This is a genomic window from Bacillus sp. FSL K6-2819, assembly GCF_038008305.1.
In the GTDB taxonomy this organism is placed as follows: domain Bacteria; phylum Bacillota; class Bacilli; order Bacillales; family Bacillaceae; genus Bacillus; species Bacillus amyloliquefaciens.
Window position 1 is genome coordinate 3,929,343 of record NZ_JBBOYV010000001.1, and the last position, 16,936, is coordinate 3,946,278.

The following is a 16,936-nucleotide window of genomic DNA, read 5'->3' on the forward strand; positions in this document are numbered from 1 at the left end:
ACTCAATTTCGCGTCACCTTATTTCTTATGTTAAAGCCTATGTCAATGATGCCTAAGAGGAGATACACGGACAGGATGAACGGAAAAAGCACACCCAGCACAATCGCTAATACAGGAACGGCTTTTGGCATCTCCATCTCATGACAGTAGAAAAAAATAAACGCTAATCCTTGAATACAAATCAGCAAGCTGAGAATAAATCCCCCATTCAATGAAACCGAATACAGCATATGCCCTTTTTCCAAATGCAGAAACCCTAATATCGTCACAATAAAGTACAGAATGACAACGCTTTGCGGGAGTTTGAGCTCTCTAAAAGGCTTCATCTTCGGAAGATCGGGGTAGAATCGCCTTAAAAGCGGCCTTGCCATCGCATAACTGATGAAAGCAAAAACAACACCGATCAATACGAGCGCGGCCGGAAAAAGATATTGAAGCGTGCTCAGCTGATTTTCCATCAGTTTCATCTGCTTCCCGAACTGATCTCCGTAACCCAGCTGCTTTGACATGGCATCTGCCACAGACAGCGACTCCCGAAGCTGGGACATGGTGTTATCAACCACATTCATATTAAGAAACACGATGCTGACTACAAAAAAAACGACGCCGCACAGCACATACGCCAAAGCGCCGGATGCAACCGCATAACCGGGCTGTTTCTTTTTAAAGTAATATCCCATAGCGATTCCCGTACAGACCGCCGTAAAAGCGCCTGTAAGCCCGGCAAACGAACTCACAATAAAACTGACAGGAAGGCTGGCAAGACCCATCCATACCCCCGGCTTCAGACCGTGCCGAATGGTGTAAAGAATGATCGGCAGCGGCAAAGCAAAGAGAAGAATCGCCCCCAGTAAAGGGAGGTACACGACCAAAAGGGAAATGATTGCAAAAATACTGATCAAAATGGCGCCTTCTATTAGAGCCCTTGTATTTTTCACTTACTCACCTCAAACCTTGTATCATTCTGAACATACGAATAGAAAAGAGCAGCTTAGACGACTGCTCTTTTGACGCCGCAATGTCTCATTCAAGACCTGAATTTTCCATAAACTCTCCAAAATACACGTATATATTTTAACATAAGTCAAAATCGTAAGTAAAATGAGCGCGGGCAGACGCAATGTTCCATGTGAAACATTGAAACAGATAAACGGACATCCCCGTGAAAGAATGCCCGTTGTATCAGTGATCCTGATCATCCATGAAACCAGAAGTATCTCTGTTTTTCTTTTTGGTTTTTCGTACATATAACAAGACGATAACGATAAGTAAGAGAGTGGTTGCCTGTAAAACACCGCTGCTGAAAAGGAAGAAGTTCTTTATCATGTCCCACATATAGTTTCACCTCTGTTTCGTATTTCCTTTACATTGATTTTCCCTTTCTGGAAACTTCAAAACATCAGGAACAACATCGGAACCGGGGCATATGCTGATAGTGAAAATGAAGGATAAAGGAGATTCTTACAACATGACTGAGCGGAGAACATTAGCATGGCATGAAACGTTAGAATTGCACGAGTTAGTCGCTTTCCAGGCAAACGGACTTGTGAAATTAAAAAGAACAGAACGGGAAGTCAGCGATGCCAGACTAAAACAGCTTTACAGATTTTCCATCCATTCGCTGGAACAAAATCTGCGTGAGCTGCTTCCTTTCTTCCCTGAAGCACCCGGCTTTCGTGAAGATGAAACAGAAGAGCGCGCTGATTCCTCCTTTTACAGCGGCGGCCTGCTGAGCATGGCCAAAACGTCCGTGCGCAATTACGCCGGAGCCATTACAGAGACGGCCACACCTCAATTAAGGACCGTCTTCGTCAAGCACTTAAACGCGGCCATCAAGTGGCACCAAATGGTCTTTGAGTATATGGAAGAACACGGTCATTATCCGGCTCATAACCTGAGTGAATTACTGAAAAACGACGTCCGCAACGCCAGAAAGGCCATCGCGATGAAATAAAAAAAAGCAGCAAGGAATGTCATCCTTTGCTGCTTCTTATTTTTGAACGGACTGATCTCGAGGAGACGTTTTTTCCCGGTATGTCTCAAGAAACTCCCGGTTGGCATCTCCCCATTCCTTCATCTGCAGCACGATCGGTTCAAGCGACCTGCCGAATTCGGTCAGTGAATACTCCACCTTTGGAGGCACCTGCTGATACACCTCGCGATGCACGATGCCATCCGCCTCAAGCTCACGAAGCTGAAGCGTCAGCATACGCTGCGTAATGCTGGGACAAATGCGCCGAAATTCATTAAACCGCTTTTTTCCGCCGATCATATGATAAAACAAAATGCCCTTCCACTTTCCGCCGATAACGGAAAGCGTCAGCTCAACCGGACAACCTTCTTTATTCGGATATACGGTTCATTTTTCATCCTCCATAGTACCTTTTTTGATACTATATGCTGATTAGCATCTGACTTACCCAGTATTTTACTCGCAATCATCTCTCCCTCTCAACAAAAATGCTTCTTTTTCACATCAATTTTTAAGGTTTTGAAGATTACACCCTCCGCAAGACGTGTTAAACTATAAAAAGATTGTTTACACTACAAAAAAGGACAAGGAGTTATTATGGAAAAAATTCTTATTTTCGGACATCAAAACCCAGACACAGATACCATTTGCTCTGCCATTGCCTACGCTGATCTAAAAAATAAACTCGGCTTCAACGCTGAGCCTGTCCGCCTCGGACAAGTTAACGGCGAAACACAATACGCGCTTGATTATTTCAAGCAGGAAAGCCCGCGTTTCGTGGAAACAGCCGCAAACGAAGTAAACGGCGTCATCCTTGTTGACCACAATGAACGCCAGCAAAGCATTAAGGATATCGAAGACGTTCAGGTTCTTGAAGTAATCGATCACCACCGTATCGCTAACTTCGAAACAGCGGAACCTCTTTACTACCGTGCTGAGCCAGTCGGCTGTACGGCTACAATCTTAAACAAAATGTACAAAGAAAATAACGTGAAAATCGAGAAAGAAATTGCGGGCCTCATGCTGTCAGCAATTATTTCTGACTCTCTGTTATTTAAATCTCCGACTTGCACAGAGCAAGATATCGCGGCGGCAAAAGAGCTTGCTGAAATTGCCGGCGTAGATGCGGAAGAGTACGGCTTAAACATGCTGAAAGCAGGCGCGGACTTAAGCAAGAAAACTGTGGAAGAGCTGATTTCTCTTGATGCGAAAGAGTTCACACTCGGCAGCAAAAAAGTCGAAATCGCCCAAGTTAACACAGTTGATATTGAAGATGTCAAAAAGCGTCAGCCGGAATTAGAAGCGGCTCTTTCAAAAGTAATTGCTGAGAAAAACCTTGATCTGTTCCTTCTTGTAATTACGGACATTTTGGAAAACGATTCTCTAGCGCTTGCCATCGGTGATCAAGCGCCAAAAGTGGAGAAAGCGTTCGACGTCACGTTAGAAAACAACACGGCTCTTTTGAGAGGCGTTGTATCCAGAAAGAAACAAGTCGTTCCTGTTTTAACAGATGCGATTGCAGAATAACCAAAACACCCCGGACACCTGCCGGGGTGTTTTTTTATAGCATCGCGATTTTGTAAGCGCATACTCTGACAAATCACTTTGACGCATTTTGATATGTGGTATATAATATATCACACACAAAGCGCACTTTTTCTAATTATTGTAAATCAGCGCAACAACAACAGAATCGGGGGTTTATACGCTGGAAAAACACGCTTCTCTTTCTTATTCACGAACAACAGGAATTTGGCTTGTGCTTACAGGTGCTATCTTATGGGGTGTCTCAGGGACGGTTGCCCAGTATCTGTTTCAGCACCGCCATTTTAATACAGAATGGCTGACTTCAGTGCGCCTGCTTCTGTCAGGCGTACTTCTGCTCGGGATTGCGTACCGAAAAGAAAAAGGGCGCATATGGGCCGTTTGGAAAGACAAGCAGGACAGAATTCCTCTTCTCTTATTCGGGATTTTCGGAATGTTAGGCGTTCAATACACCTATTTTGCGGCAATTGAGTACGGCAACGCGGCCACCGCTACCGTTCTCCAATATTTAGGGCCGGCCATTATTACTTGCTTTTTAGCGATCCGCGCAAAGAGAATTCCTTCAGGAAAAGAACTGATGGCTGTCTTATTAGCGGTTGCAGGCACATTTATTTTGGTCACACACGGGAATGTCGGCAGCCTGTCTATATCCGGTCTGGCTGTTTTTTGGGGCATCAGCTCGGCATTTGCGCTGGCGTTTTACACCCTCCAGCCGCATCGGCTTTTGAAGAAATGGGGCTCCGCCATTATTGTCGGATGGGGCATGCTGATCGGCGGAGCCGTTCTCAGCCTGATTCAGCCGCCTTGGAAGTTTGAAGGCCAATGGTCGTTGTCCGCATATGCCGCGATCGTGTTTATCATCATTTTCGGAACGCTCATCGCTTTTTATTGCTATTTGGAAAGCCTGAAATATCTGAGTGCCTCTGAAACCAGCCTCCTCGCCTGTGCAGAGCCGCTGTCAGCAGCTTTTTTAGCGGTGATCTGGCTGCATGTTCCCTTCGGAATATCAGAATGGCTGGGTACTTTACTGATTTTAGCCACCATCGCTTTATTATCTATCAAGAAAAAATAACCTCTCTTTTTTAGAGAGGTTTTTCCCTAGGCCTGAAGCACCCTTTAGTCTCAATTACCCATAAATTAAAAGGCCTTTTTTCGTTTTACTATCATTCAAAAGAGGAAAATAGACCAGTTGTCAATAGAATCAGAGTCTAATAGAATGAGGTCGAAAAGTAAATCACGCAGGATTGTTACTGATAAAGCAGGCAAGACCTAAAATGTGTTAAGGGCAAAGTGTATTCTTTGGCGTCATCCCTTACATATTTTGGGTCTTTTTTTCTGTAACAAACCTGCCATCCATGAATTCGGGAGGATCGAAACGGCAGATCGCAAAAAACAGTACATACAGAAGGAGACATGAACATGAACATCAAAAAAATTGTAAAACAAGCCACAGTTCTGACTTTTACGACTGCACTTCTGGCAGGAGGAGCGACTCAAGCCTTCGCGAAAGAAAATAACCAAAAAGCATACAAAGAAACGTACGGCGTCTCTCATATTACACGCCATGATATGCTGCAGATCCCTAAACAGCAGCAAAACGAAAAATACCAAGTGCCTCAATTCGATCAATCAACGATTAAAAATATTGAGTCTGCAAAAGGACTTGATGTGTGGGACAGCTGGCCGCTGCAAAACGCTGACGGAACAGTAGCTGAATACAACGGCTATCACGTTGTGTTTGCTCTTGCGGGAAGCCCGAAAGACGCTGATGACACATCAATCTACATGTTTTATCAAAAGGTCGGCGACAACTCAATCGACAGCTGGAAAAACGCGGGCCGTGTCTTTAAAGACAGCGATAAGTTCGACGCCAACGATCCGATCCTGAAAGATCAGACGCAAGAATGGTCCGGTTCTGCAACCTTTACATCTGACGGAAAAATCCGTTTATTCTACACTGACTATTCCGGTAAACATTACGGCAAACAAAGCCTGACAACAGCGCAGGTAAATGTGTCAAAATCTGATGACACACTCAAAATCAACGGAGTGGAAGATCACAAAACGATTTTTGACGGAGACGGAAAAACATATCAGAACGTTCAGCAGTTTATCGATGAAGGCAATTATACATCCGGCGACAACCATACGCTGAGAGACCCTCACTACGTTGAAGACAAAGGCCATAAATACCTTGTATTCGAAGCCAACACGGGAACAGAAAACGGATACCAAGGCGAAGAATCTTTATTTAACAAAGCGTACTACGGCGGCGGCACGAACTTCTTCCGTAAAGAAAGCCAGAAGCTTCAGCAGAGCGCTAAAAAACGCGATGCTGAGTTAGCGAACGGCGCCCTCGGTATCATAGAGTTAAATAATGATTACACATTGAAAAAAGTAATGAAGCCGCTGATCACTTCAAACACGGTAACTGATGAAATCGAGCGCGCGAATGTTTTCAAAATGAACGGCAAATGGTACTTGTTCACTGATTCACGCGGTTCAAAAATGACGATCGATGGTATTAACTCAAACGATATTTACATGCTTGGTTATGTATCAAACTCTTTAACCGGCCCTTACAAGCCGCTGAACAAAACAGGGCTTGTGCTGCAAATGGGTCTTGATCCAAACGATGTGACATTCACTTACTCTCACTTCGCAGTGCCGCAAGCCAAAGGCAACAATGTGGTTATCACAAGCTACATGACAAACAGAGGCTTCTTCGAGGATAAAAAGGCAACATTTGCGCCAAGCTTCTTAATGAACATCAAAGGCAATAAAACATCCGTTGTCAAAAACAGCATCCTGGAGCAAGGACAGCTGACAGTCAACTAATAACAGCAAAAAGAAAATGCCGATACTTCATTGGCATTTTCTTTTATTTCTCAACAAGATGGTGAATTCAACTATGGCACGAAAATGGCCCATTGCAATATTGATCTTTCTGGGTGCGTTCCTGTTTGTCGGATTACTGCCGGACAAAAACCACAATTCCTCTGAAACAAACACGGCGCATAAGACGGATTACCGGGCGGCGTATCATTTTACGACCCCGGACAAATGGAAAAACGACCCTCAAAAACCGATTTTTTTCGAGGGGAAATATCATTACTACTATCTTTATAATCGGGACTATCCGAACGGCAACGGCACAGAATGGCGGCACGCCGTATCAGAGGACTTGGTGCACTGGACGGATGAAGGCACGGCTATTCCGAAATACACCAACCAAAACGGCGATATATGGTCCGGTTCTGTCGTCATTGATAAGCACAACACGGCAGGCTTCGGCGAAAACGCACTGGTCGCCGTAACAACACAGCCGACTGCCAAAACACAAGCACAGGAACAATATTTATGGTACAGCACGGATAAAGGAAAAACATTTACATCCTATAGTGATCAGCCCGTTATGAAAAACCCTGGCACTAAGGATTTCCGGGACCCGAAAGTGATCTGGGATGAGCAGGATGACAAATGGGTGATGGCCATGGCCGAAGGCGAAAAAATCGGTTTTTATGAATCACCCGATTTAAAAAATTGGCAATACACGGGCGGTTTTATCACGCAGGAGATCGGCCTCGTCGAATGCCCCGACCTTTATATGATGCGTGCAGATGACGGAACGACCAAGTGGATTCTCGGCGCAAGCGCAAACGGCAAACCTCAGGGCAAACCGAATACGTACGCTTATTGGACCGGAAACTTTGACGGGAAAGAATTTACTGCCGATCAAGCAGAACCGCAATGGCTCGATTACGGCTTTGACTGGTACGGCGGCGTCACATTTGAAGACGGCAACAGCAAAGATCCGCTGACAAAACGCTATGCGCTGGCATGGATGAACAATTGGGATTATCCGGATGAAACACCGACAATAAAGAACGGCTTTAACGGCACGGATTCTATCGTTCGTGAAATCCGCCTTCAGCAGCAGGACGGCGGCACATACAGCCTGATGTCAGAGCCGGTTGAAGCATTGAACCAATTAACCTCTTCAACTGACAGCATTGAAGACAAACAGGTGAACGGTTCTGAGACACTGCCGATCAAGGGTGATACGTATCAGCTTGATATGGATATCGCTTGGTCTGATATCAAAAATGCAGGCGTCAGACTCAGAGAATCAGCAGACCAAAAGCGGCATATTGATGTCGGTATTTCAACAGAAGACGGCTATGCCTATGTGAACAGATCGTTTACAGACCAGCCTGATAAAACCGGAACATACGCCGAAAGCAAAGCGCCATTCGACGGCAACAAGGGCCGCGTCCACCTGAAAATTCTCGTGGATAAAACAAGTATTGAAGTATTTGCAGACGACGGAAAAACCGTCCTGACCAATGAAGTGTTCCCAAAAGCCGAAGATCAGGGCATTACCCTCTTTTCTGAAGGCGGTACCGCTGACTTTCAGCATATTGAGATGAAGCATCTCGGTTCGATTCATCCTTAGGCTCCCTCTTCATTTCTTATCAGCGTCCGGACTGTGTTAAAATGCAGATATGTATATTACGATTCATGAGGTGTTCCATTGGATAATCAAAACAAAGAACCTGTGCTGAAAAGAACCATCATGCGGGACGAAGTGTATCACACGCTCAGAAACTGGATCATAACGGGCAAGCTCAAACCGGAAACAAAGTTAAAGGACAAGGAACTGTCAGAAACATTAGGAATCAGCCGCACCCCGATACGAGAAGCGTTATTGCGATTGGAAGATGACGGCTTGGTAATAACAAAGGCAAACAGATGGACGCTTGTCGCTCCGATTGAGGTAAAAGAAGCGGAAAACTTATATTCCATTGTCTGGACGCTTGAAAAACTCGCAATGCAGCAAGCCCTCCCTCATATGGACGCTGCAGTGATTCAGGAATTAAAACAGCTTAATGAGGATCTGCTTCAAACGATGAAAGACGGCGATAAAATGGCCATTCTGGAAGCGGATAATGCATTTCATCATCGCATCATTCTGCTTGCGGACAACGTTGAGCTTCACAAATTGCTTGTCAGCCTGAAAGTAAAAATTCAGAGAATGGAAATCCGCTATTTCAGTGAGAACGACGCGTTAAACAGATCATATAACGAACACTCTGATATCATTCACGCATTAGAACAGCAGGATGACGGCGCTGCCCTAGCAGCGCTTGAGGCAAATTGGAAATACAGTTTAGAACGCCTGCAAAACATGTAATAGCGAAACGAAAAATCCAAATCATATGATTTGGATTTTTTCACAAGACAGCCGCGCTGGCTGTCTTGTTTACTTTTTGTTTATATATAAATAAATACCGTAATCCGTCGGCACAGAAGCATACCCCATCTGTCTGAGCATGGCTGTTATATTCCCGCGATGATACGTTCCGTGGTTCACAACATGGAGAACCATATCGGCCGCCGCGGTTTTCATAATGTCACCTGATGGATGCTCTATTTCAAGGGGAAGGCTGATATTTTCTTCTTTTTGCAAAAATAGTTGATATCGGTCTGATAATTCCAAAAACATATCTTCCAGCTCTTCTATCTCTTTAGACAAGATCTCCTCTTTTTGCTGATCAGCTGATTTCAGCGTATCCTCCAGACGCTCTCCGGAGAACACATCAAACCATCCCTTATCCGACAAATACACATGAGTCAATACATCGGCTATCGATGGAAAGACACTTTGAATCTCCTTACGGTACACATCCTCCGGAAGCTCTTTAAGCCGGGTGAATATTTGCTGATTTGCCCAAAGATGATAATCATACAATTGCAGTGCCGGATGTCCCACAAAACCCTCTCCTCTCTCGATATAGAACGTACGTTCTTAATTATACCACGCTACATACGACTTTGTACCGTTTTCTTCATTTGCAGCTGCGAAAATCCGATAATAACCGAAAATAATAAAAGAAGACCCGCGCCGACATAAATAAACCGCACGCCGAATACATCCGAGATAACCCCCGTTCCGATAATGGAAAACATAAAGATAAACTGAACTAAAGCTGATCTCGCCGCTAATATATTGACTCGTGTCTGTTCGGTCGTGATGTTTTGAAGAAATGTTTCCTGTGTCAGATCTCTTAATACACAAGCGGGCCCCATGCACAGCACCAGAAAGAGGGCCAGAACGGCGCTGCTGATCAGTCCATAAATAAAAGTGAACATTCCATATGCCAGGGCTCCCGTCAGCATAAACGGAATGAGGTTGCGCTCAAACTTACCGGATAACCTATATATGATCAATCCGCCCAGCATCGTCCCGGCATAATAGACTCCGTTCACGTATCCCCACCACGCTTCTCCTTTATGAAGTACATCATGCACATACGTTAAGGACACAGACCCGATCCATATCATGCCCGCCCACGATTCGATCACATCCATCACAATGAGGATTCTCAGCTGTTTTTGCCGAAATAAATACGCCCAGCTGCTTGCCGCACTTGCAAAAAGTGAACGTCTCCTGACTGCTTCCGGCGGAGCGCACATGTGCACTTGAAGAAACAGAATGATGCCCAAAACCGAAGAAACCAGTAACATGACAGTGATGATAATCGTATAGCTTTCTCCCAAAAACGCGATGATGACGCCACCCAAAGACCAGCCCGCAAACTGAACGGTCTGATCAGCCGCAGATAATAAGCCGTTCGCTTTTACCCTTTGATCAGGGGGAATGATTTCTCCGATCAGCGCGCTTTTTACCGGAGCGAACCATCCGTTGCAAAAAGAAATCCCTCCGATCAGACAAAACAGCAGAAAAAAGAAAGCGGATGAACCGGTTTGGATGACATAAAACAAACAGACTAACAGTATCACCTGTATCAATTGAGAACCGATCAGCAAAGACCGAAGCGTGAACCGGCCGGTAACCAGCGGCAAAACGGCGCTGCCCAATACGCGAAATACAATGCTGACGAACGTCATAAGAGAGGCCATCGCCGTCGAACCGGTTTTTGTAAACAAAAACAAGATGACAGCCATCGTATAAAGGGAGAACCCCAAGTTGACAGCGGTCTGGCTGTATAAAATAGAATAATACGCTCTCCTCATATTCATCCTCTGCAAAACCCCCGCTCCCTGATTATGTAAATCATACCATAACCGCTGACCAGCAATCTTATAAAAACACAGATTGACATGGAGTCCGCTCCATCTATTAAGCTTTTATGAGCAGAGAGATTCCCTGCCGCAAAAACAAGCCGATGCTTACGCGCATCGGCTTTAAAATTAACCCCAAAATCATCTCAAGAACCAGCGACACAAAGGCCCCGTCCAAGGGAACCTTCCATTTTTCACCGTAATATAAGGCAAAACGGAGAAACCAAATCCGCTCACCACTCCACAGTTCCAATGTTTGTAAATGGAGATACGTTCCTCCAATAAAGAATGATAAAAAGGGCTTCCTTCCCGGAAGCCCTCACTCCGTCTGCTTACGCCAATAAAAGAAAAATAAGCGCTAAAACAGCCGGAAGTCCTTGTTTTACGATAATTGATTTGTTTGAAGTAAAGCCTCCGAAAATGGCCGCTATGACCACACAAATGACGAAAAACATTTGAATCATATGACCAACCGGATCAGCTCCGAGGATCAGCCCCCAAATGAGGCCGGCAGCCAGAAATCCATTATACAGACCTTGATTTGCAAACATGACCGCTACATTCCGATCACCTTCTAAATGCTTCGGCAAATTGAAAGACCGCTTGGCAGCCTTCGAATTGATAAAAAACATTTCAAGTATCATGATAAATACATGTTCTAAGGCTACGATTCCGACTAAAACAGCTGCAATAATGTCCACTGTCTCTCTCCTCTCAGCTTTACTTCAAAATTATTTCCATTGTGCGATCGTTTCGATAGGGAGACGGTAGGAAGCATATCCTTCGTCCGCCGCTTTTCCGATTGACAAAAGCATAACCGGTACATAACGGTCTTTTTCCAGTCCGAAAACGTCGGCGATCTTTTCTTTGTCGTAGCCGCCGATCGGGTTTGTGTCATAGCCGTGCGCGCGGGCCGTAAGCATCAGCTGCATGGAAACGAGACCTCCGTCAATCAGAATGGTTTCACGGTTCACTTGCTCCGGCAGTTTTTCAAAATGTGCCGTCAAAGCAGCAATTTGTCTGTCTTTTACTTCCTGCGGCATATAGCCCAGTTCGACTGCTTTTGAATAAATTTCTTCTAAATATTCATCATTCTTCATATCTGCAAAAACCGCGATAACCGCAGAAGATGTGCTGACTTGTGTTTGGTTAAAGCTTGCAAGCGGTGCGAGTTTTTCTTTTCCTTCCGGGCTGTCAATTACGAGAAAGCGCCACGGCTGCGCGTTGACTGAAGACGGCGCTGTCGTTGCTTCTTCCAGGATCTGAGTCATTTCTTCTTTGCTGATTTTTACGGCCGGATCATAATTCCGAATAGAACGGCGGCCTTTCATAATGTCCATAAAATCGTTTGTTTTCAGTTCTGTTTTCATGTGTAAACACTCCTATGCTTTCATATTCTCTATATTTTTCTGCATCTGTGATAATACGTTCTTTAACATACTGCGTTCTTCCGCGCTGACGCCGGCAAGCATTTCCTTTATGAAACGCTCCTTCTCTTTTTTGGAAGTCTCAATTCTCTCCCGCCCCTGTTCAGTAAGCCTGACAAGTATGATTCGGTTGTCCTCGGGCTTCCGTCTTCTTGTGACCATTTCTTTGGCTTCAAGCTGTTTCAAGTGTCTTGTAACGGCTGCGCCATCAATATTCACCTTTTTCTGAAGATCGCTTTGGCTGATCTCATCAACGTGAAAGAGCACGGCGAGAAGCTCAAGGCGGGATTGGCTGATTCCGGTGCACGCTTCAAATTTTGCTCCGATCACTTTATGCAGTGATTGAAGCTGATATAAAATCTCGCCTTCCTGTGAACAACATGTTGTCAAAACCCATCCCCACTTTCTTATGCACAATTAATTGACTAGTCAATGTTTGATACATCAACAATATACATCCATCATTCTTTTTTTGCAAGTTTTTTCTCCTTTTTTTAAAAAAAGCTGCCGGTTAACGGCAGCTCTTAATGATTATGAACTTTTCTGAAATTACTGCCTTTTACTTCAGCCACATCATAGACCGTCACAAAGGCTTGCTTATCAATGTCATTAATAATTTCCTTCAGTTTGGTTTCTTCCAAACGGTTGATGACACATGTAATTTCTTTGAATTTTTCATGGGAAAAACCGCCGTATGCTTCTTTGTAAGTAGCGCTGCGGCCCAATTCCTCACGAATTGTCTCTACCATTAATGCAGGCTCGTTGGTGATAATCTGAAATGTTTTAGAACCGCTTAAACCTTCTTCAACCACATGAATAACCTTAGACGCAATGTAGTAAGCAATGACGGAAAGCAAAGCGCCTTGCAGCCCGAACACAAATGAAACGAAAATAAACACAAAAATGTTTAAAAATAAAATGAGGTCGCTCGTGCCGAATGGCAATTTCCGTGACAGCAGCACGGCCAGCATATCAATTCCATCTAAAGCGCCGCCGTTACGCAATGCCAATCCCATTCCCAAACCAAGAATAATCCCGCCGACAACGGTGATTAATAGGGTGTCTCCCTCAATGATTGCCGGAGTGTGGTGGAAAAAAACCGTGCCCGCGGCAAGTGAAGCAATACCGATAATTGATAGAAACGCAAAGTTTTTCCCGATTTGCTTATATCCTAACCAGACAAACGGTATGTTGATAGCCGCAATTAAGATCCCAAGAGGCAGATGAAACAGCTGTGAACCGACAATGCTGAGTCCGGTCACCCCGCCGTCAGATACGCTATTCGGAATCAATACGGTTTCCAGCCCGTAAGCCGCTATAATTCCGCCGATAATGACCATAATAGCCCGTACGATAGATTTTGCTCTGGATTTCTTACGTTTTTGTTTTTCGATTGTACTCATCTCATTCCCCGCTTCAATTATTTTGTCTTATTTAAATATACCATAATTGATACTTTTCGTTAAAAAACAAGCCTGTCAGCCGATTTTGAAGCAGGAACCAAAAAAGGTGATTTTACAGATAACGTATCCATTTATGACCATTATCATTCAAAAACAGTAAAAGGAATTAACATCCATTAATATTCTCTTTTGTTTCCCTTCTTCACATATTCCCAATCATGTTCTATATTTTTTCTCACCCGCTGAAGGAGGCTGAAAATGGTTTCTTTTTCTTCAGGCGTAAAGCCGGACAAGGCTACTTCCGCAGAGTGCTCTCCTTCTCTTTGCAATAACGGGTAAACCTTTCTCCCTTTCTCAGTCGGGAACAGTTTTTTTATTTTTTTATTTTGATCATCAGGATGCTTTTCAATAAACCCTTGTATTTCCAGTTTCTTTATCGCTCTCGCCGCTGTTGTTCGGTCAACTTTAATCATTTCCGCCAATTTTTCTTGTATTATCCCCGGGTTTTCACATATTCGCACAAGATAGAGGTACTGCCCTTTGGTTAAGTCTAATTCTTTAAATTCAATATTGCTGATGGAATCCAATGCCCGTGCGATCATGCCGATTTCCCGCAAAATATCAGTCATATCTTTTCAAACCCTTCGTATTTTTATTGCATTTGCAATAAAAATGTTTTATCGTTACTTCTATAAGACCACAAGCAAGCCGTGCAGTCCAGACTAATATGTGAAAAGGATTGATTGATCATGAAGATAAAAAGAATCACAACGGAAATTGATTTACAAACAGCTTTTGATATTAGAAAAACGGTATTCATCGAGGAACAGCAAGTACCTGAATCTGATGAATTTGATCAGTTCGATACGCTTCAGGAACAGTGCCGCCATATCTTGGTTTTTCATGAAAATCAGCCTGTCGGCACAGGACGCGTCCGCATCGTAAACCATACAGGTAAGCTCGAACGAATCTGCATCCTGAAGCCTTACCGCAAATACGGATTAGGCAAAGTGATGATACGCGAATTAGAAAACATCGTGAAAGAAAAAGGCATCACTCAATGTAAACTGCATGGACAAACACATGCGGAAGGCTTTTATCACAAACTGGGCTATCAGACAAGTTCACCGGAATTTATGGAAGACGGCATCCCGCATGTCTTAATGACAAAAGAGTTGGCTTCGCCTAATGACAGTGAAACATCCGGATCCCTTCTTTTTTGATCTTTTAAAAAAAACGAATCAGAAAGAAGACGCTCCAGCAGCCCACAACCCTGAGGACTGGTTCCCATGGGGAGAAGAGGCCTATCTATAAAATAACGAAAGCCTTATACAGGGGCTTTTTTTCTTACCCAGAAACAATTTAAAGCGGGCTTCACCCGAGTATAAAACTTTACTTGAAACGGTTATGCCTTGACAAATACAAATACTTGAAATACGGTATTTCAAGAAATACTGAAATATAATCGAATATGATGAAAGGAGATGATTAAACTGACACACGAATCCGCTGTTAAAATATACAAAGCGCTCGGCGAATCAACACGTTTAAAGATTGTGAAGATGCTCACCGAACATTCAGAGATGGCTTGTTTAGATATGGGCACTCGTTTAAATATCACTTCCCAATCAACATTAACATACCATTTAAAACCGTTGCTGGATTGTAACCTTCTATCCGTTCGAAAAGAAGGAACGTTTCGTTACTATCGTTTAAATCGCCAAGTCCTAGAGCAATATGCCCCCACTTTACTCAATAAATAAAGTGGGAAAATTCTTCACATCCATTATTTCAGTATTTATAGAAATACTGAGAATACACTTACATAAACGTTAATTTGAAGGGAGTTTTAAAAATGTCGACATTCTTCATACCAGAAAAGTCAGAGTTCGTAGAGGCAAACGGAGTTCATTTTGCTTATAGAAAATTTGGAAAAGAGACAGGAACCCCTCTGGTTTGTTTAGTCCACTTCAGAGGAACAATGGAAAATTGGGACCCAGAGCTTATGGGGAGGTTGGCTGCAGATAGACCTGTTATCATTTTTGACAATACCGGTATCGGTGAATCAAGTGGTGAAACGCCTTCTACTGTAGCTCAAATGGCTAAGGATGCTGCATCCTTCATTAACGCACTAGGTTTGAAACAGGTCGATATTTTGGGCTTTTCCCTTGGCGGCTTTGTAGCTCAAGAGTTAGTCATGCAGCATCCTGATTTAATTCGCCGAGTTATATTGGCTGGAACCGCTCCTCGATCAGGAACCGGATTAAGATCCAGAAATGATGTACGTGAGGCCAGCACGGGGAATATAGAAGATGCTGATTCCGCCATCCAACAATTCTTGTTCCTATTTTATCGCCCAACTGAAACTAGCCGGGCACGTGGAATTGCATCATTAAAGCGTATTTTTGGCCAGAAAAAATTTAATAGTTCTTTGCAAGTGCTTAAAGCACAAAGTGAGGCAATAGCAGAATGGGCTAAACAAGGATCAGATCAGTCATATAAATGGCTAAACAATATTACGCACCCCGTACTCGTAACAAACGGTATTGACGACGTTATGGTTCCAACAGAGAACAGTTATATTCTTACACAACATCTCCCTAACGCCCAACTCATCATTTATCCGGATTCTGGACACGGACACTTGTTTCAATATCCTCACCTATTTGCCGAACATGCGAAGCTTTTTCTTGATGCATAGACTTTAAATAAGTTTCACCGTTTGTATATAGTATGATGTCTTCATTAACAGCAAACCAGGGAGAATAATCTTGAAAAGATTGATTAGGATTATTCTCCCGATATAATCTGAATAAGCTAATATTTAATATCCGATAATCAATATTCGTTTGAGCCGGTGCTGGTCAGCATCGGCTATTCGCCTTGTCATTGATGTCATGATTTGTTCTTAAAACAGGAAAGTCTACGAATAGTGTAATAATACCTATATTATTAGTTAATATTACCTTAAATTTAACTTAATTCCCTTAATAATTAATAAAATACATCTTTCTTTTTTGTATAATTTTGAGTGATTACATGATTAAGGAGATGTTTGCATTATTAAAAGTTTTAAGTAAGTCATTAGTTATTATGATGACGATTGTATTTAGCTTTGCTGTTTTCTCAAATTCAATGAGCCAGTCAGCACACGCTGCGGTGGAGAATGAGTAAATTTAGGGAAAGGTTATAAAGCTAGATTTGATGAGCCTCATGATAAAAAGACTGGTAAATGGCATGTACATGTATACAATGGAAAAAAAGAAATTGCCAGTGAAAATATGGATGGAACAAGCCATGATGGAAGTCACTTATCAAAAGCACCTAAATCAGCAGTCAAGAAATTAACGAGTACTTCTCAATGGAAAAAGTATAAGAAAAAAGAAAATCAACTTTCTGAAGCTCGAAAACAAGTACATAAAAAAATCTGGTGGCAGATGGTAATTGATCCTACACCTCTTATTGTGTTAGCTGCGGCATTAGCCATTGCATTAGTAGCTTAA

19 protein-coding genes and 1 pseudogene are annotated in these 16,936 nt (G+C 43.3%); 10 read left to right on the top strand and 10 right to left on the bottom strand.

The window, feature by feature from the left end; all coding sequences use genetic code 11:
- Positions 1 to 2: 2 nt before the first annotated feature.
- Entirely contained in the window at positions 3 to 938 is a 936-nt protein-coding gene (locus tag MHH91_RS20450) for a YybS family protein (protein ID WP_014472413.1), read from the bottom strand.
- A gap of 244 nt (positions 939 to 1,182) precedes the next feature.
- Complete coding sequence (locus MHH91_RS20455; protein WP_004393059.1) at positions 1,183 to 1,335, bottom strand: hypothetical protein; 153 nt, start codon at positions 1,333 to 1,335, stop codon at positions 1,183 to 1,185.
- A 133-nt stretch (positions 1,336 to 1,468) separates the two neighbouring features.
- On the opposite strand from MHH91_RS20455, the gene MHH91_RS20460 reads away from it, so the two are divergent.
- Positions 1,469 to 1,954: a spore coat protein gene (locus tag MHH91_RS20460; RefSeq protein ID WP_014471311.1), complete on the top strand. Its 486-nt coding sequence runs from the start codon at positions 1,469 to 1,471 to the stop codon at positions 1,952 to 1,954.
- A 36-nt stretch (positions 1,955 to 1,990) separates the two neighbouring features.
- Here the strand turns inward: MHH91_RS20460 and MHH91_RS20465 are convergent, their stop codons facing one another.
- Entirely contained in the window at positions 1,991 to 2,323 is a 333-nt protein-coding gene (locus MHH91_RS20465) for a winged helix-turn-helix transcriptional regulator (protein ID WP_340978740.1), read from the bottom strand.
- Positions 2,324 to 2,569: 246 nt separating this feature from the next.
- Here MHH91_RS20465 and MHH91_RS20470 point away from each other — a divergent pair, with 246 nt between their 5' ends.
- The 5 genes from MHH91_RS20470 to MHH91_RS20490 all read left to right on the top strand — a co-directional run bounded on the left by MHH91_RS20470 (position 2,570) and on the right by MHH91_RS20490 (position 8,711).
- Complete coding sequence (locus tag MHH91_RS20470) at positions 2,570 to 3,499, top strand: manganese-dependent inorganic pyrophosphatase (RefSeq protein WP_013354237.1); 930 nt, start codon at positions 2,570 to 2,572, stop codon at positions 3,497 to 3,499.
- Between the two features lie 181 nt (positions 3,500 to 3,680).
- A complete protein-coding gene (locus MHH91_RS20475; protein ID WP_258565402.1) occupies positions 3,681 to 4,589 on the top strand; it encodes a DMT family transporter in 909 nt (302 codons plus the stop codon).
- Between the two features lie 347 nt (positions 4,590 to 4,936).
- Entirely contained in the window at positions 4,937 to 6,355 is a 1,419-nt protein-coding gene (locus MHH91_RS20480; protein ID WP_013354239.1) for a glycoside hydrolase family 68 protein, read from the top strand.
- Between the two features lie 73 nt (positions 6,356 to 6,428).
- Positions 6,429 to 7,973 carry a glycoside hydrolase family 32 protein gene (locus MHH91_RS20485; protein WP_014472414.1) on the top strand — a complete coding sequence of 515 codons (1,545 nt, stop codon included), beginning with the start codon at positions 6,429 to 6,431 and terminating at the stop codon, positions 7,971 to 7,973.
- 78 nt (positions 7,974 to 8,051) lie between these two features.
- Entirely contained in the window at positions 8,052 to 8,711 is a 660-nt protein-coding gene (locus MHH91_RS20490; RefSeq protein ID WP_013354241.1) for a GntR family transcriptional regulator, read from the top strand.
- A gap of 69 nt (positions 8,712 to 8,780) precedes the next feature.
- On the opposite strand, the gene MHH91_RS20495 is transcribed toward MHH91_RS20490, so the two are convergent.
- The 7 genes and pseudogenes from MHH91_RS20495 to MHH91_RS20525 all read right to left on the bottom strand — a co-directional run bounded on the left by MHH91_RS20495 (position 8,781) and on the right by MHH91_RS20525 (position 14,062).
- Entirely contained in the window at positions 8,781 to 9,290 is a 510-nt protein-coding gene (locus tag MHH91_RS20495) for a DinB family protein (protein WP_013354242.1), read from the bottom strand.
- Positions 9,291 to 9,340: 50 nt separating this feature from the next.
- The gene (locus MHH91_RS20500; protein WP_014472415.1) at positions 9,341 to 10,561 is read right to left on the bottom strand and encodes an MFS transporter; all 1,221 of its coding nucleotides are present in this window, start codon (positions 10,559 to 10,561) and stop codon (positions 9,341 to 9,343) included.
- Between the two features lie 374 nt (positions 10,562 to 10,935).
- Positions 10,936 to 11,304, bottom strand: a complete 369-nt coding sequence (locus MHH91_RS20505) for a DUF1304 domain-containing protein (RefSeq protein WP_013354244.1) — start codon at positions 11,302 to 11,304, stop codon at positions 10,936 to 10,938.
- A gap of 30 nt (positions 11,305 to 11,334) precedes the next feature.
- Entirely contained in the window at positions 11,335 to 11,973 is a 639-nt protein-coding gene (locus MHH91_RS20510; RefSeq protein ID WP_013354245.1) for a nitroreductase family protein, read from the bottom strand.
- 12 nt (positions 11,974 to 11,985) lie between these two features.
- Positions 11,986 to 12,475, bottom strand: a pseudogene (locus MHH91_RS20515) (MarR family winged helix-turn-helix transcriptional regulator).
- 79 nt (positions 12,476 to 12,554) lie between these two features.
- A complete protein-coding gene (locus MHH91_RS20520; RefSeq protein ID WP_013354247.1) occupies positions 12,555 to 13,433 on the bottom strand; it encodes a YitT family protein in 879 nt (292 codons plus the stop codon).
- 176 nt (positions 13,434 to 13,609) lie between these two features.
- The gene (locus tag MHH91_RS20525) at positions 13,610 to 14,062 is read right to left on the bottom strand and encodes a MarR family winged helix-turn-helix transcriptional regulator (protein WP_013354248.1); all 453 of its coding nucleotides are present in this window, start codon (positions 14,060 to 14,062) and stop codon (positions 13,610 to 13,612) included.
- A gap of 120 nt (positions 14,063 to 14,182) precedes the next feature.
- Between MHH91_RS20525 and MHH91_RS20530 the strand changes: the two genes are divergently transcribed.
- The 4 genes from MHH91_RS20530 (at position 14,183) to MHH91_RS20545 (ending at position 16,936) form a co-directional block, all read left to right on the top strand.
- Complete coding sequence (locus MHH91_RS20530; RefSeq protein WP_013354249.1) at positions 14,183 to 14,656, top strand: GNAT family N-acetyltransferase; 474 nt, start codon at positions 14,183 to 14,185, stop codon at positions 14,654 to 14,656.
- 261 nt (positions 14,657 to 14,917) lie between these two features.
- A complete protein-coding gene (locus MHH91_RS20535) occupies positions 14,918 to 15,196 on the top strand; it encodes an ArsR/SmtB family transcription factor (protein ID WP_076983858.1) in 279 nt (92 codons plus the stop codon).
- 92 nt (positions 15,197 to 15,288) lie between these two features.
- Positions 15,289 to 16,134: an alpha/beta fold hydrolase gene (locus MHH91_RS20540; RefSeq protein WP_013354250.1), complete on the top strand. Its 846-nt coding sequence runs from the start codon at positions 15,289 to 15,291 to the stop codon at positions 16,132 to 16,134.
- Positions 16,135 to 16,714: 580 nt separating this feature from the next.
- Complete coding sequence (locus tag MHH91_RS20545; protein WP_013354251.1) at positions 16,715 to 16,936, top strand: hypothetical protein; 222 nt, start codon at positions 16,715 to 16,717, stop codon at positions 16,934 to 16,936.

What these genes read in the sequence shown, in the direction of transcription:
- MHH91_RS20525 (WP_013354248.1), bottom strand. Translation starts at nt 14,062, where the DNA reads ATGACTGATATTTTGCGGGAAATCGGCATGATCGCACGGGCATTGGAT.
- MHH91_RS20460 (WP_014471311.1), top strand. Translation starts at nt 1,469, where the DNA reads ATGACTGAGCGGAGAACATTAGCATGGCATGAAACGTTAGAATTGCAC.
- MHH91_RS20520 (WP_013354247.1), bottom strand. Translation starts at nt 13,433, where the DNA reads ATGAGTACAATCGAAAAACAAAAACGTAAGAAATCCAGAGCAAAATCT.
- MHH91_RS20470 (WP_013354237.1), top strand. Translation starts at nt 2,570, where the DNA reads ATGGAAAAAATTCTTATTTTCGGACATCAAAACCCAGACACAGATACC.
- MHH91_RS20530 (WP_013354249.1), top strand. Translation starts at nt 14,183, where the DNA reads ATGAAGATAAAAAGAATCACAACGGAAATTGATTTACAAACAGCTTTT.
- MHH91_RS20540 (WP_013354250.1), top strand. Translation starts at nt 15,289, where the DNA reads ATGTCGACATTCTTCATACCAGAAAAGTCAGAGTTCGTAGAGGCAAAC.
- MHH91_RS20480 (WP_013354239.1), top strand. Translation starts at nt 4,937, where the DNA reads ATGAACATCAAAAAAATTGTAAAACAAGCCACAGTTCTGACTTTTACG.
- MHH91_RS20510 (WP_013354245.1), bottom strand. Translation starts at nt 11,973, where the DNA reads ATGAAAACAGAACTGAAAACAAACGATTTTATGGACATTATGAAAGGC.
- MHH91_RS20545 (WP_013354251.1), top strand. Translation starts at nt 16,715, where the DNA reads ATGGATGGAACAAGCCATGATGGAAGTCACTTATCAAAAGCACCTAAA.
- MHH91_RS20500 (WP_014472415.1), bottom strand. Translation starts at nt 10,561, where the DNA reads ATGAATATGAGGAGAGCGTATTATTCTATTTTATACAGCCAGACCGCT.
- MHH91_RS20485 (WP_014472414.1), top strand. Translation starts at nt 6,429, where the DNA reads ATGGCACGAAAATGGCCCATTGCAATATTGATCTTTCTGGGTGCGTTC.
- MHH91_RS20455 (WP_004393059.1), bottom strand. Translation starts at nt 1,335, where the DNA reads ATGTGGGACATGATAAAGAACTTCTTCCTTTTCAGCAGCGGTGTTTTA.
- MHH91_RS20535 (WP_076983858.1), top strand. Translation starts at nt 14,918, where the DNA reads ATGATTAAACTGACACACGAATCCGCTGTTAAAATATACAAAGCGCTC.